This window comes from Mucilaginibacter pankratovii (assembly GCF_014773265.1).
GTDB lineage: Bacteria > Bacteroidota > Bacteroidia > Sphingobacteriales > Sphingobacteriaceae > Mucilaginibacter > Mucilaginibacter pankratovii.
This window is the reverse complement of the sequence record NZ_JACWMY010000005.1, coordinates 336,161-351,584: the sequence shown is the minus strand read 5'-3', so window position 1 is coordinate 351,584 and position 15,424 is coordinate 336,161. Positions and strand designations below refer to the sequence as shown.

The following is a 15,424-nucleotide window of genomic DNA, read 5'->3' as shown; positions in this document are numbered from 1 at the left end:
TTTATTGAATCTTTTTGATAACTAATTAGGAATATTACAGAGAAAATTTAAACTAATCCCCTTAAACCGGGTTTACATGGCAACCCTAATACGAAAACGAAAATGGCATCAGGTTTTTTTGCAATTTTAGATGATATAGCTGCCTTAATGGACGATGTTGCCATTACAACCAAAGTGGCCGCACGTAAAACAGCCGGCATACTTGGCGACGACCTGGCCGTAAATGCCGAAAAAGCCACCGGGTTTTTATCATCACGGGAATTACCCGTGTTATGGGCAATCACCAAGGGCTCGTTAATTAATAAGGTGATCATTGTTCCTATTGCGTTATTATTGAATATATTTTTCCCGGTTGCCATCAAATACATTTTAATCCTGGGCGGATTTTACCTCGCTTATGAAGGCGTTGAAAAAATTATCGAATACTTCTTCCATCATCCAAAACCAGCTCAGCAGGTAATAGCCGAGAGCCGGGAAAACGATAGCGATGCCGAAAAAACAAAAGTAAAATCGGCTATTACAACCGATTTTATCCTATCTGTAGAGATCGTTATTATCGCCCTTGGTTCCGTTGCAGACAAAAGCATGTCTATCCAGATCATCACCGTAGCGGCCGTTGCCTTAATAGCAACCATTGGCGTTTACGGCATCGTGGCGCTCATTGTGCGCATGGACGATGCCGGGCACCAATTAATAAAACGCTCGGGCAATAAAGGCTTTCTCGCATCCCTCGGCACTTTGCTGGTTAAATCGTTACCTGTTGTTATAAAAATGCTTGCCGTTATCGGCACCATTGCGCTGATATTGGTTGCGGGTGGTATTTTCGCGCATAACATTGCGTACTTGCACCATTTGTTCCCCAACTTGCTCGTTGTTATTAAAGAATTTGCCCTGGGGCTAATTGGCGGTTTAATTATGGTAGCGCTTTTAACCGTGGGCAAAAAACTTATTTCAGTTTTTAAATAGCGCCGAAGATTATGCAAACGATAAAAAATCTTTACTAACCCATTTGCTGTCCATACTTATTTTGCACCATTTATTCTCTTCTTTTTCTATAAAAAGTTCCTGCCCTTTTATATAGGTACCTATTTTAGGGAAGCCGGTGCCGGGCCCGCTTCGGGCATTTAAGGAATTGGCTGTAACCGTTGCCCTGGTTACCACCACAGTAAATTGTGCCGCAACCCATTGATTTTGGCTTGCCGATATTTTGTACCAGCCATTACTTTCCTGGTACACCCGTAAAATGGAACCCAGTATAGCCGGCGCGGCTGCTTTGGGGCTGGTTGCGTTTGGCCCGGTACGGATATTTAAAGTATTTGCCGTAACGCACACATATTTAAGCACCGCATTACTCGGCGGCGCAGGCGGCTGTCCAACCGCTGCCACTAATGGCAAAAAATTAGCGACGGCATTTGCTACTTTGTTACCTCCAAAAAAATTAGTACCCGGGCAGGTTTTATTGTTTTTTGTACCGTTATTGCGCTCGCCGGTACTCAGGTTAAACCAATGGTGATAAACCACGCCGGTATCGTTTATTGGGATATTAAATCGGCGGCAAAGCATAGCCGTCATTTTAACAATGGTGTCGTGTTGGGCTGCGGTCATGGCATCGCCGCCGGTATCAAAATTACCCAGGTTCTCTATACATACGGCATGGGCATTCTGGCCAAGGATGCAGGCAGGTGTAGCTTCCATGGGCCGGCCCGTCATGATGGTACCATCCGGGAAGGTGGTGAACTGTTGGGCTATATCGCTCCAGCCGTTATGGGTTACGTGGTAGTTTTTCATACCCTGTTGCAGCTCGAAATGGTTGTTGCCATTAAATTGACTGTACGATGGGCTGTAAGTGTGGTGTTCCTGCACGGTTAAAATGGTGCGGGCCAAATGCAGGCCGGTAAGCCATGCATCAAATTCCGCAATGGTCATCAGGGTGAAGCCAAATTTTGTTTTCATGAAGGTAAGGTTTATGCTCGCCGGCATCAGAAAACGCTGGCGCGCAGGTTTTTAATTAGGTTGGATGTAATGAAGTTTAAATTTCAACAACTTAAAGGAATATTGCAAGCAGCAAAACACCGAAGTTTTATGGGTGAAAACACGGTAAAAAAAAGCCGCCTCTAAATTTCTTTAAAGGCGGCTTCGGTATTTTGGCTTATGGTCGATGGTTCATAGATCATGGTCTAATTCCAAATTGACTTTTGACCATGAACTATAAACCATCATCTATGAACTATCCATCTATTGCTTCAGCTTACCATCGGCATCAAGTTCCACAATTGGATAGCCTAATTTTTGCAGGCCCGGTAATATCTTTACCTTATCGCCCACTACCAAAATAATCATGTTATCGGTATTGAGGTATTTGGCAGCAAGTTGGTTTACTTCTGCCGGGGTAATGGTAGAAAGGATCTTGTTTTGATCGTCAACATAGGTTGGTTTGAGGTTGTACTCCAATATCCGCGACAGGAACGCCGCTTTTTGCCCATTTGTTTCGTACCTGCGCGCATCGCTTTGACCAATAGATGTTTGCGTGAATTTCAATTCATCCGGTGTAATGCCATTTGCCTGGTAGTTGCGGATCTCTTTCATAAATTCCACTACCGAGCTGTCTGTCGCGGTAGCCAATACACCTGCCGAAGCGGTAAAGTCGCCGCCGTATTTGCTTGAGCTAAAACCCGATCGTGCGCCATAGGTCCAGCCTTTTTTCTCACGCAGGTTAAGGTTAATATGGCTGTTGAAAGCGCCACCCAAAATATAGTTGGCTATGCCCAATTTGTAGTAATCACCGGTTGCGTCATAGTTCAGCTTATCCAAATAACCAATGCGGATCTCGGACTGTGCCGCGTTAGGGATATCAACCAAATAAAGTGTTGTTTTATCAAAGGTTTTACCTTCTGCCGGGGTTGGAATGGTAACTTTTTTATCTGCCCAACTATTCAGGAAGGCCAGGTTACCCCTCGCGGTACCTTGGTTAACATCACCTACAATTACAATTTTCGTTTGCGATGGTGTGAAGTATTTATCGTAATAATCCTGCACATCCTGCAGGGTGATCGCTGCAACAGTTTCTTCGTTACCGCCGGTTGCATAAGTACGCACATTATCGGTACCGTACAATATTTTATTGTACACTGTTGATGCTACACCTGCTGGTTGCGTTTTAGCCTGTTTAAACCCTTCTAAGGTTTGTTTTTTAATACGGTCTAAAGCGTCCTGCGTAAACTTAGGGTTGTAAAGGCGTTCCTGCAGCAATACCATGGTTTTAGGCAAATTTTTGGTAAGTGATGACACACTTACCGCTATCTCGTCGCTGCCGGCAAAAACCGAAACATTGCTGCCTAATTTATCAAGCTCGGAGTTAAATTGTTCTGCAGTGTAATTTTTGGTATCCTCATTCATCATACGGGCAACAATACCCGCCACACCTGCTTTGGCCGGATTAGCAACAGCATACATGCCGCCACCTTTTATCGATAGTTGGATAGATACAGAAGGGATCTCGCTGTTTTGAGTACCGATGATCTGGACGCCGTTTGGTGTAGTAGCGCTCCAGATAGCCGGAACTTTAATAGATGGATTTGGACCGATGCCTGGTTTAGCGGCGCGGTTAAAGTTATCCTTTGCTTTTTTGTACACCAGGCCGTTATAACCATAATCGGGTGCTTTGTAGCCCGCGGTGTTTACGGTGTAGTTATCGGCTGCTGCCGCTACAATGGTACCGCCTTTTGGCAATACGCTTAAGATCACAGCTGGTTTACCCTTGATATATTGATTGTAAACACGTATCACATCTTCTTTGGTTACCGCACGGATATCGGCAAGTTCGCGGCCTATCTGGTTAGGGTTGCCGGTTAGGTATTGCGCCTGCGCTAACTCAGATACCTTGCCGCTTACGCTCGACAAGCCGTTAATGTAATTCGCTTCGGCACTTGCCTTAAAGCGGGTAAGTGCATCGTCGGTTACCCCGGTTTTTTCAAACTCAGCAAGCGATTCTGCAACCAGTTTTTGCGCCTCGGCCAGGGTTTGCCCCGGAAACGGTATTACGCGCATCGCAATTTCACCGGCCAATTCTGTATTTGTTGAACTCATCGAAGCCTGCGCAGCCTTACGTGTTTTCACAAAGTTTTTGTAGAAGATAGAATTACGGCCCTGGCCGATAATCTCCGACAATGCATCCAGTGCAGACATATCCTTGCTGTAAATTTTTACGCCGGGATAAGTTATAGATAATAAAGGCAGTTTAGCATAGTTATCCACATATGATACATACCTGTTCGCCGTTAAAACCGGTGCGGGGAATGACGCGTTCTTAACAACCGGGCCGCGTGGAATGCCACCGAAATACTTTTGAACCCAGGCTAAAGTTTGTTTTGCATTGATATCGCCGCCGATAGTAATGGTTGCGTTATTTGGGCCATACCATCTCAAGAAGAAATTCTTCAGATCGTTTACACCTACTTTGTTCAATTCTTCAATATAACCGATGGTTAACCATGAGTACGGGTGTCCGTAAGGATACAGGTTTTTTGAGGTTACTTCGCCCGCCAGGCCATAAGGGCGGTTGTCATAGTTTTGGCCGCGCTCGTTTTTCACCGTGGCGCGCTGCACTTCAAATTTACGCTGCGTTACCGAATCTAACAGAAAACCCATACGGTCAGATTCCAGCCAAAGCATTTTTTCCAGTTGGTTGGCAGGCACGGTTTCGTAATAGTTGGTGCGATCGCGGTTGGTCGATCCGTTTAGCGTTCCTCCAGCTTCTGTAATGATCTTAAAATGGTCGCCATTGCCAACATGCTCGCTTCCCTGGAACATCATGTGCTCAAAAAAGTGCGCGAACCCCGATTTGCCGATCTCCTCGCGCGCTGAACCCACGTGGTAGGTTACATCTACGTGTACCAATGGGTCCGAATGGTCTTCTGTTAATATGATGGTTAAGCCATTTGGTAATACATATTTTTCGTAGGGGATCACCAGTTCGGTGCCCTTGCGGGTTACTTTCTCCACCAGCTTTGGCCCTACTGCCGTTTGCGCAGTTGCGGCAAGCGCCATAAATGCCAGCGAGGGCACCATCAACGCACTCTTTAAAGATCTAATCATTTGTATCTGTGTTAATTATGCAACGTTGGGGATCTCTTAACCGAAAGAGCTTTGCATGGTGTTAATATTAATAAATTTTACTTGCTGATTAATACTATTAACAAGCGATTTGATTCATGTAACGCATTTGTGACCGAATTACTCATCGGCGTAAACCCGCCTATTTATTTATCCAGAATCGAGACCCAGTTTTTAATAAACTCTTGCAAAGCAGGTTTCTTCGCTTCCACATCTGCCAGGCTAAAAAAATGAGCTATCCTACGCCCGTCGGCGTAATCGCCTTCCAGCATTCCCGATGCATCATTCACCTTTGCCCCGCTCGGAAAAACCAGCCGGATACAATCCTGCTTAAAAAAATTTGATACAATGATGTAGCGCTTGTATTCTTTGGGATTGAAAGGAGCCATTTCGCCGACATATAAAAAACTGGGCGCGTTCCATTTGATGTGCTCCCCTACTTCGCTGTCGGCAGCCAGAATCACCTCCCTGAGCGCCTGCAGTACATCTTTCATAGGATGATCAAGCTTTTGCATAAACGCGTTTACTTCGGCAGTATTAGCAAGCGGTTGTGGAGTTTTGGCAGCTTTCATAAAAGCTAATATATCTATTGCTATCTTTTAATCAAAAACAACGTTGCTACAGAGCCAATGGCAGGTAATTAAATACCGCAGTAGAAGCAACAGGCGTGCCGTCCTTAATGGTGATATAGCTGATGATAAGCTGATCGTTTTTTACTACATAAGTGGCTTTATTATATATCTTTTCATTAACATCTGTAACCGTTACCGCACCATTGTTTACACTGGTTTTCCGCTGGGTAACAGTAAGGCTAAGGCTATCACCTTTCACCCTGAATTTTCCGGTAGCCCAGTTTGTAGAAGCGCTGCCGGCATTGTAATTTGATATGGAAATGATAAAGGTGCTGTCGGTATTAAAACCTATGAGATTATCCACACCATCAACATGCGGTTGAGCCGACCATAAAGCCATCAATGTAGTTGGATGATAAATGTATGGCTTATAGGGGCCTTCCGAACTGCCTTTTTTACAAGCGCTAAAAAACGCCGCCGAACAAATAAGGACAATCGCTAAAGCTTTATAAGCAAGAGTGTTTTTTGTTTTCATATAGATGTGTAAGGTTTAGTTCTTTTCTTAGTCGAGCATCGCGTGGCCAAACACGGCTTGCGTACGCACCGGCGCATCTGCCGGATAGGTGTCGTAGTTGATAGTAAGCGTCTCGGTAGTTACACTAAAAGTTGCATGTTCGTACAACTTCTGGGTGGTTGGGCTTACTACAGGTGTGCCCCCGTTTTCCTGTACCGAAACGGTGCTGATGTTTGTTAAAAGGCTATCTCCTTTTACGGTATAAGTTCCTGAGTAAATAGTATAGGTGCTTAAACCCGGTGTAGTGTTATTATAAGTTCCGAATGTTGCCTGGAATTCCCCGCCCTGTCGGAAAGATACGCTCCTCACGGCGGTTCCGTCTACGCTTTGCTGAAACCAGCCTCCAATTATGGAAGGTTTGGCTTCTTCTGATTTTTTACAGGAACTGATGCCTACAGATACAAAGGCAAACAGCAGAGTGTAGGCAATAAGTTTGATTTGTTTCATGGTGGTGTTTGATTACTTAATCAGGCAAAAACCTTACATATGTAGCTTGCGTTGGAACCGGCGCATCCGCTGGATAAGTGGTGTAGTTAATGGTAAGCTTGCCATTATTCACTTTAAACGTAGCATATTCAAACACTTTTTGAATAGATGGCGTAACAACAGAGCCAATATTATTTTGGTTAACTGTCATAGTAGTAATGTTAGTGAGTAAACTATCTCCTTTAACCCGGTAGGTGCCTGCGAAAGTTGTGGTTGTGAGTTCAGACGTACCGCCGCCAGGTAAAGGGGCTGGAAAAGCCGTAAACCTGGCGCTAAACGAGCCATCGCTACCAAAATTTAAGCCCCGGCTAAAGCCGGCGGGGTTTGCTTGTTCATACCAGTCGCCCAGTAACGACTTTGTCGCATTAACAGACTTTTTACAGGAACTGATGCCTATAAATATAACTGAAAGTAATAAGCAATAACGGATAAGTAGAGTAGACCTCATAATAGGCGTGTTTAATCAATATTACGGCGTTAAATCCACTTTCGCGACAGGCATTTAGGATTTAATTATTATTTAATATCGCACACATTATCTTAACATCAACCTTTCAAATAAAAATCTATAATTTTAAGCGGAAGGTTTTGCAACCTCGCCCCCATTATAAACGATGTACTATGCGAAAATTAATAATAACCATCTGCGCCCTGCGTATCGCGCTTTTTATTTTTTGTGCCGATGCTTTTGCACAAGCAAATAAATTGCAACCGGTAGCCGATGCTATTTCGCCCGCTGCATCTGCACAACTTAATGGATACCTCGGCACCCGCCTGCAGGAATCTATCGATAACCGCATCCTGGCACAGGACGTTGACCGGCTGATAGCGCCATTTAAAACCGAAAACCGGACTGAGACCCGCCAATGGCAAAGCGAGTTTTGGGGTAAATGGTTTACTTCAGCAGCGCTGGCCTATCAATATCATCCCAACGAAAAACTAAAGGGCGTAATGGACCATGCTGTGGCGGGGCTGTTGGCCACCCAAACGCCGGATGGCTACATCGGCAACTACGCCGAAGCGCACCGCTTAGAAGAATGGGATATTTGGGGCCGAAAATATTGCATGCTGGGACTACTGGCTTATTATGATATCACCAAAAATAAAAAGAGTTTGAACGGCGCGATAAAGGTTGCCGATAACCTTATTACTGAACTGAAAAAAAAGGACGGCATTATTGTAAACAAGGGCAATTATCGCGGCATGGCAGCATCATCGGTACTGGAGCCGATTTGTTTGCTGTATAATCGTACCCACAATAAAAAGTACCTCGATTTTGCGCTGGAGATCGTTCGCCAATGGGAAACGCCGGCAGGCCCGCAACTGATAAGTAAGGCAAACGTAAATGTAAGCCAGCGTTTTCCCCGCCCCAAAAACTGGTACAGCCCCGAGCAGGGGCAAAAGGCGTACGAAATGATGTCATGCTATGAAGGATTACTGGAATTGTATCGCATCACCGGCAACCCCGCCTACAAAAAAGCGGTGGAAGATGTTTGGGAAAATATCCGCAGCACCGAGATAAACATAGCAGGGTCGGGCGCTTCTACAGAGATGTGGTTTGGTGGTAAAGCCTTGCAAAGTACGCCTGTAAATCACTACCAGGAGACCTGTGTTACCGTAACCTGGCTGAAACTCACCGGGCAGTTGCTGCGCTTAACCGGGGAAGCCAAATATGCCGACGAAGCCGAACGCATCTATTATAACGCCCTCCTTAGCGCTACGAGCGGGCACGGCGCCAACTGGGCCAAGTACACCCCGCTAAACGGGCAACGCCTGGCCGGCAGCGAGCAATGCGGCATGGGGCTTAACTGCTGCGAGGCCAGCGGCCCCAGGGGTTTATTCAATATTCCCCTGCAAATGGTCACCAATACGGGAGAGGGCATCCAGGTTAACTATTTTGCAGACGGCTCTTTTAAGCTTAAAGCCAGGGGAAGCGACGTAACGTTCACCCAACATACTACCTATCCAAAATCCGGGAGCATTGAATTGGAACTTTCGTTATTAAAGCCCGCAGAGATGGAAGTTGCCGTCCGCATACCGGCATGGAGTAAAAATACCAGGTTAAGTGTAAACGGCGAAGCAATTGAAAACCTGCAGCCTGGTACTTACGCCAAAATAAAACGCAACTGGCAAAACGGTGATAAAATCTCATTGGAACTGGATATGCGCGGTCAACTGATAGAAACATTTTCCCCAAGCCATAGCATTGCTGTTATGCGCGGCCCAATTGTTCTGGCCCGCGATGCCCGCTTTAGCCGCCCCGGCATTGAAGCCGTGTTAAAACCCGTAAAGGATACCGATGGTTTCATTACCCTTACCGAGGTCACCAACACTACCGGCGACGATATATGGATGCTGTACAAAGTCAGCTTTATCCCCGAGTCATATACTGAGAACAGCGCCCCATCCGTGAGCGTAACCCTTTGCGATTACGCCTCGGCAGGCAACGGAAGCGTCAATTCTTTTTATAAAGTATGGTTGGCGCAATTGGTTTACCCAAGTGCAGAGTAAGTACTACTTGCCTATCATGGCTTGCAAAGCTTTCCAGTCGGTTTTGCTGATTACCTCGCGCACGCGTTGTTCATCGCCTTTTATCCAAATCACGATATTTTTTATCGGCCCCATGGTGGGTTCCGGCACCTTTATGGGTATCACCTCATCTTCAATATAATTGCGTTTACCGGTAAGCGGGGTTGATACCACTTTTACAGGCGCGGGCGTAATAATAATCAGCGCTTCATCCATGTGCATATCGTATTGGCCAACAGAGCCTCCGTCTTCAGCCATCAACTCCGGGCCAACGGGTACGGTGTACGGGTAGGCGTAACCGGTAATGGGTATATCCAGCTTTATCTTTTTGGTATTTGCGCGGTATCCGGCAGTAGAACTTATCAGGTAGTTGGCAAAGGCATGTATACGTAGTTGCCTGCAATCGCGCATTTTATCCTGCTTAGCCAGCAGGGCTTTGTATTTGGCCTGGTCGGATATATTGTTTACTGCATCGTATTCCAATTGCTGCAGCTGTTTTTCGGTTTCCCCGGTTTCGTCTATAAATTTTATCTCATAATACGGGTGGTTCCCTACTGGTTGATTTTTGTTATCAACTACCGTTAAAGGCTGCCTGGCTTTATTGAATTCGGCCCATAAAGAAAAATCACGGCAGTTGCACGAGTCGATGCGCCAGTCTTTATAATTTTTAGGGAAGGCCGCGCCGAGCCCATCAGAAATTTTCTGCCAGCGTTCTTTTTCAGCCGCGGTGAAAGGCCTAACACCGTTTTGCTGAGCGTATAAGGCGGTAGTTGCGGCAAACATCAATAGGGTAAAATAATATCGTTTCATAACAGGTTTGGTTTATAATTTTTCGATGACCCAATGGGCGTTGTAGTTGGTATTATTGCCGCTCACAACCGCAAGCTTTCCGTTCTGGATAAGCAGCTTAGCGTTATCCTCAGCATTTTTTAGATAATAAGTGTTATTGCGCCCGGTTTCTTCCAATACCCACATCGCTTTTTGCGAACGCCCATCTTCAGAGATCAAATTGATGTTATCGGTACTGATGAAACTATTTTTCCAGCGGTTACGCAACTGCACGTAGTTAGTGCCGGGCACATATAATATATCCCATTGCGCGCTCCACCAGTTAAAATCTATACCCGTGCAGGCCACCGGCCCGTATTGTATGTGCAGGTAATTACTGGTCGAGTAGTTTTTTACCCGCGCCAGCCCCATGCCGGTTTGTTCCGGTTGTCGCTCCTCATCAAGCGGCGTAATAAATGCTCCCTGGTTGCTGCCTGTTTCCGGGTAAAACGTAACCGACATCATGGGCTTTTGATTAAGCGGAACGATCATGATACTATTACCCGAAAGCGTTTCTCCCGGTTTTATCCAATAACCAAGGTCCACAAAACGATTATTACGCACAGTTTTGCCAGTGGCGCAATCCTTGTCTTCTACATCAGCCAGTACCTGGCATGGCGGCATGTTTATCGAATGCTGTTTATTGGTAAACCGCGCACCTGTAGCATTAGCGCATTTAAACAACGCCACTACCGAGTTAACCGAGCCGAGGTTACTGAATAAGCCCGCCTTACGGTATAGTATCCGCGCCTCAGGCGTGGTATTGGTAACAAAGAACTTGATCTTGTACCGGCTAAAATCGCCTTTGTTGCTCACTTCCTTTACCGATGCCTCGGTAATGATGTAACCGGCGCGCAGCCCGTTCATGGTTACCGGCACCGAATCGGTAATGGCAACGGCGGGTGCCTGGGCTAACGCGGCAATACGGGAAAACAAGGCGATGAACAATAGTATTTTTTTCATGTGTGATAAGGGGTAATTATTTTATTCTTCGGTATAGGTAGCGGCGGATATGGTGGCGTTGGTAAAAGCGCCGCCATTGAGCGCATCGCCGGTAAAATTATAGGTGTTATAAAAAAGTTGCTGTGCTTCCTCCTTTAACACCATTTTGCTTGTGCTGCCGGTAAGGGTAGCCGTTGTACCGCCCGGATTCTTCACATGGTAATAATTGATGTGCTTGGCGGTAAGGTCAACCTCAACAATGCTTAAAATGATTTGAGTAGACTTTAGGCTGGCAACGCCTAACGAGTCGCTCGCCAATATATAACTACCATCGGCCGGGCGTGCAGTTCCGCCGTAAAACACCGATTCCACAATGGCCGCCTTCTGCTTATCTGCCGACATGGCCGAATCGCGCAGCTCCACAAACATGGGGTTCAACACTTTAAATTTTGCACTAACCGAAGTATAAGTGGTACCGTTTAGTACAAATTGGTTGCTTGGTTTCTCTTCTTCCTTGGGTTTTTCGGTCGTTTTTTGGCAGGATGCAAATAGTGCAGCAAACGCCATCAGCATAAATAATCTGTTTTTCATGGTGTATTAATTATTGTAATTTATTGATAATATGTATGTTATATTTTTACAAACTCCACCCGGCGATTATTGGCCCTACCCGCGAGCGATAGATTATCGCCGATGGGTTTTGTTTCGCCATAGCCTTTGGCGCTAAGTCTGGCGGCAGCTATACCTAATTGTATCAGTTGGGTACGCACGGCTTCGGCGCGTTGTTGCGACAGGTTGAGGTTGTAAGCATTATCGCCGTCGCTGTCAGTGTGGCCGCCTACCTCAAATTTCAGCTCAGGGTTTTCTTTCATCAAACGGGCTATCATATTCAGCGTGCCCATACCTTCAGGTTTTATCGTGGCTTTGTTATAATCGAAGTTGATGCCGTGGGTGATAATCTTTGTATCGGTAAATTTTTTGCCCAGCATATTCATGCCCCCACCTTCGGCTATCCTGAAGTTTTTGATAAGCATTGCCGTACCTTCGCTGGCGTTGCCGCCAAGCGCTATACTTGTTGCTTTAAAACCATTGTTCGGTACAACCAGCACGCGGTACTGATCGCAATAAACCTTCATTTGGTTTCCGTTTACCGCAATGGCAACGTGATGCCATTTGTTATGGTAACCATCACCTCCAATAGCTGCGGGTAGGTCGCCGTTGAGGCGGTTGTCGCCAAAATCCATCCTGTAAGCACTGTGGTTGGTATAAAGCGTGCCTATTCTTTCTTTCCCTTTGCGGAATTCGAGATAAGCGCCTTCGTTGCTGTCATAAGCAGCATCAAGCCAGGTATCAAACTCAATGGTATACTGTACAGGCAGATAAATAGCTTTTTTGATATTAGGTGTATAAACGCTGTAATATTTAGTTATGGCGAACACTTCGTCTTCGCCCATTTTGTTGACTACGCCCTGCCCGCCCTCCAGGTTCCAATGCGCGGGGAACTCGCCGTCCTGATCGGTACGGAAATCATCTTCAAAAATGATGGTTGGCCCGGGTACAAAATCGTAGTTATTGTAGGCTTTAAAGGGCTGCTCCTGCGCAATGGATTTTTGCGTAGTAATAGTAGCGGTTAAAAGTAGTGCGCCCAGCAAGTAAAAATGCTTCTTCATGGTTTAGTGGTTTGTGATATCCAAATGTAGAGCCACTGATATACAATACATTTCCACCAAAAGGGGGAATTTTTTGGCGCTACAGACAGGTACTTTTGAACAGATGAATGCGTAACTTTAAATATTGATGCAAAAGACCCTGTCACTACTTTTCTTTTTACTTCTGTTCGCGGCAGCAAAAAATACTCGCGCGCAAAATGGCCATTTGCTAAAAAGCGACAGCCTGATCATGCAATTGCAGGGCGCACCAAACGACACTAATAAAGTAAAGCTGCTAAACCACATCGGCGACGAGTTTGCCTATAACGACTTGAAAAAGGCACGTGTTTATTATAACCAGGGCTACGAACTAAGCAAAAAGCTTGATTTTACAAGGGGGATTATCCGCTACTACAGCAGCGAGGGTGAGCTATTAAATTTGGAGGGAAAATATGAAGTGTGCATGAGTCTGCTGCGCAAAGGGGTAAAACTAACTACGGAACGAAAGGACCTGATGCGGCTGGGTATCATGTACGAAAACATGGGTAATACCTTTGGGCTGATGCAACAGTTGGATTCGGCCATGCATTATTACCTTAATTCAATGGTGATCTTCGAAAAATTTGCCGACAGCGTGAAGATGGCTAACGTATATACCAACCTCGCTACTATTTTCACCCAAACCGACCGGCAGGAAAAAGCCCTTTTTTATGCCGATAAAGCACTTGCTATCTCCAAATTGAACAAGGATGGTTTTTACATGAGCCACCTGGTAAACAAGGCCGCTATTTTATGGAAGTTGAAACGCTACAATGAATCGGACAGGCTGAACGACGAGATAATTGGCCTTGCCATTAAACTGAACGATGATGCTGCATTGGCAGATGCCTTACAAAGTTATTGCAGCCATTGTATAGAACGGCGAAATTATACTAAACTGAGCGATTTTACGGCCAAGCTGGCCGGTGTTGCAAACCGCTTACAAAGTAACGACCGGCTTGCCGTATCCAACTATTGGCTTGCAGCCGACAGCTATTACCGCCGACAATTAAACTTGGCCGCGCAGTACATACTCAAATCTATCACATTAGCATCGGCAGATAATAACCGCTACCGCCTCAAAGAATGTTACCAACTTTACGCCAAAATATTATTGGCCGGCGGTGGCGTCGAACAATCGGAATTTTATGCTTCGAAGGCTGATTCGTTGGAGCGGATCATGTTTAATGCCGATATCCTGAAAACAACCCACGAGCTGGAGGCTAAATACGAAACCAATAAGAAAGAGGCGCTGATACAGGTACAGTCGGCAGAGATCGCCCAAAAACAAAGAATGACCTATATCCTTACTGTATCGTTGTTGTTGACCGCCACCGCGTTAATATTATTCTTTTTATGGATGCGCAATCGCCAGCGCGTAATGCAGCAGCAAAAGCTAATACAGCAGCAAAAAATAACCCAGTTAGAGAACGAAAAGCAGATAGAGGCTACCTTATCGGTAATTAAAGGGCAGGAAGAAGAACGCAGCCGCCTGGCCAAGGACCTGCACGACGGGCTGGGTGGGATCTTATCCGGCGCAAAATATTCTTTTAAACGCATGAAGCAAAACTTTGTAATAACCGAGGATAATGCCCTGGCATTTGAAAAAAGCATGGCCATGCTGGATGAATCCATTGCCGAATTGCGGCGGGTTGCCCATAACATGATGCCCGAAACACTGATGAAGCTTAGCCTGGACGAGGCCCTGCAGGATTATTGCCATCAGGCTGACGAAAGTGGCCCGATACCTGTAAGCTATCACAGCCTGGGCATGGATGGGCTGGAACTGGATAATACCATCAAAATATCGGTGTACCGGGTGGTGCAGGAACTAATAACAAACACACTTAAACACGCCGATGCCACCAACATCATTGTGCAACTGATAGCTAAAGATGGCACACTACAGGTAACCGTGGAGGATGACGGGAAGGGCTTTAATACACAACTTGCCGGGTTTGCAAAAGGCATCGGTTATAAAAACATCCGCAGCCGAATTGATGCCTTAAAAGGCAAGCTGGACATAGAATCGGGCGAAGGGCAAGGGACATCGGTTTACATAGAAATACCTTTATAACATGATACAGGTTTTGATGGTTGAGGACCACCCGCTGGTAAAAGAAGGCATCATGGCCATATTGGCTGATGAAGCCGATATTAATTGCGCCGGCCATTTTTACAATGGTACCGATCTGCTTTACCGCCTAAAGAGCTTTCAACCTGATGTAATATTAATGGATTTAGATCTGCCTGATATGACCGGCCTGGACCTTTGCAGAAAGGTTAAGAATCTATATCCTGCTGTTTGTGTTGTGGCTTTAAGCATCAACAACCAGGCGGGTATCATCAAAAAGATGATGGAGAACGGCGCGAGTGGCTATGTATTGAAAGACGCAGCCCAGCACGAAATTACCGAAGCCATACGTACCGTGGTAAAAGGCAAGCAGTATTTTAGCCGATCGGCAAGCTTATATCTGCGCAAAGCCGATACAAGTCAACTTCCGCCCCTCACCCGCCGCGAAAAGCAGGTACTGGAAAAAATTGCCGATGGGCTCACCAACCCACAAATAGCCGAACTGCTTTTTGTAGATGTAAGCACGGTAAACTCGCACCGCAAAAACATGCTGGCCAAATTTGGCGTGCAAAATACAGCCGCGCTTATCAAGCTGGCGATAAAAGAAAACTTGATCTGA

Annotated in this window: 14 protein-coding genes; 4 read left to right on the top strand and 10 right to left on the bottom strand. The window is 45.8% G+C overall.

Going from position 1 to position 15,424, the window contains the following annotated elements:
* The first annotated feature begins 102 nt into the window (after window positions 1-102).
* Window positions 103-966, top strand: a complete 864-nt coding sequence (locus tag IDJ77_RS12270; RefSeq protein ID WP_191189244.1) for a DUF808 domain-containing protein — start codon at window positions 103-105, stop codon at window positions 964-966.
* A 9-nt stretch (window positions 967-975) separates the two neighbouring features.
* Here the strand turns inward: IDJ77_RS12270 and IDJ77_RS12265 are convergent, their stop codons facing one another.
* The 6 genes from IDJ77_RS12265 to IDJ77_RS12240 form a co-directional block, all read right to left on the bottom strand.
* The gene (locus tag IDJ77_RS12265) at window positions 976-1,953 is read right to left on the bottom strand and encodes an SH3 domain-containing protein (protein WP_191189243.1); all 978 of its coding nucleotides are present in this window, start codon (window positions 1,951-1,953) and stop codon (window positions 976-978) included.
* Between the two features lie 282 nt (window positions 1,954-2,235).
* A complete protein-coding gene (locus tag IDJ77_RS12260; protein ID WP_191189242.1) occupies window positions 2,236-5,094 on the bottom strand; it encodes a M16 family metallopeptidase in 2,859 nt (952 codons plus the stop codon).
* A 164-nt stretch (window positions 5,095-5,258) separates the two neighbouring features.
* Window positions 5,259-5,684, bottom strand: a complete 426-nt coding sequence (locus IDJ77_RS12255) for a DUF1801 domain-containing protein (RefSeq protein ID WP_191189241.1) — start codon at window positions 5,682-5,684, stop codon at window positions 5,259-5,261.
* 46 nt (window positions 5,685-5,730) lie between these two features.
* Window positions 5,731-6,219: a hypothetical protein gene (locus IDJ77_RS12250; RefSeq protein WP_191189240.1), complete on the bottom strand. Its 489-nt coding sequence runs from the start codon at window positions 6,217-6,219 to the stop codon at window positions 5,731-5,733.
* 27 nt (window positions 6,220-6,246) lie between these two features.
* Window positions 6,247-6,705, bottom strand: coding sequence for a hypothetical protein (locus tag IDJ77_RS12245; protein ID WP_191189239.1), 459 nt, complete (start codon window positions 6,703-6,705; stop codon window positions 6,247-6,249).
* 16 nt (window positions 6,706-6,721) lie between these two features.
* Window positions 6,722-7,192 carry a hypothetical protein gene (locus tag IDJ77_RS12240; RefSeq protein WP_191189238.1) on the bottom strand — a complete coding sequence of 157 codons (471 nt, stop codon included), beginning with the start codon at window positions 7,190-7,192 and terminating at the stop codon, window positions 6,722-6,724.
* Between the two features lie 173 nt (window positions 7,193-7,365).
* Between IDJ77_RS12240 and IDJ77_RS12235 the strand changes: the two genes are divergently transcribed.
* A complete protein-coding gene (locus tag IDJ77_RS12235) occupies window positions 7,366-9,255 on the top strand; it encodes a glycoside hydrolase family 127 protein (protein ID WP_191189237.1) in 1,890 nt (629 codons plus the stop codon).
* A gap of 3 nt (window positions 9,256-9,258) precedes the next feature.
* Here IDJ77_RS12235 and IDJ77_RS12230 read toward each other — a convergent pair whose 3' ends face one another.
* The 4 genes from IDJ77_RS12230 to IDJ77_RS12215 are packed head-to-tail and all read right to left on the bottom strand — an operon-like array spanning window position 9,259 to window position 12,713.
* Window positions 9,259-10,083: a hypothetical protein gene (locus IDJ77_RS12230; protein ID WP_191189236.1), complete on the bottom strand. Its 825-nt coding sequence runs from the start codon at window positions 10,081-10,083 to the stop codon at window positions 9,259-9,261.
* Between the two features lie 12 nt (window positions 10,084-10,095).
* Window positions 10,096-11,064, bottom strand: coding sequence for an RICIN domain-containing protein (locus tag IDJ77_RS12225; protein ID WP_191189235.1), 969 nt, complete (start codon window positions 11,062-11,064; stop codon window positions 10,096-10,098).
* Window positions 11,065-11,085: 21 nt separating this feature from the next.
* Window positions 11,086-11,634 (bottom strand): hypothetical protein, encoded by a 549-nt coding sequence (locus tag IDJ77_RS12220; protein WP_191189234.1) that lies wholly within the window; start codon window positions 11,632-11,634, stop codon window positions 11,086-11,088.
* 38 nt (window positions 11,635-11,672) lie between these two features.
* A complete protein-coding gene (locus tag IDJ77_RS12215) occupies window positions 11,673-12,713 on the bottom strand; it encodes an OmpA family protein (protein WP_191189233.1) in 1,041 nt (346 codons plus the stop codon).
* Window positions 12,714-12,840: 127 nt separating this feature from the next.
* Between IDJ77_RS12215 and IDJ77_RS12210 the strand changes: the two genes are divergently transcribed.
* On the top strand, window positions 12,841-14,808 hold the full coding sequence (locus IDJ77_RS12210) for an ATP-binding protein (protein WP_191189232.1): 1,968 nt from the start codon (window positions 12,841-12,843) through the stop codon (window positions 14,806-14,808).
* Between the two features lies 1 nt (window position 14,809).
* Window positions 14,810-15,424, top strand: a complete 615-nt coding sequence (locus IDJ77_RS12205) for a response regulator (RefSeq protein WP_191189231.1) — start codon at window positions 14,810-14,812, stop codon at window positions 15,422-15,424.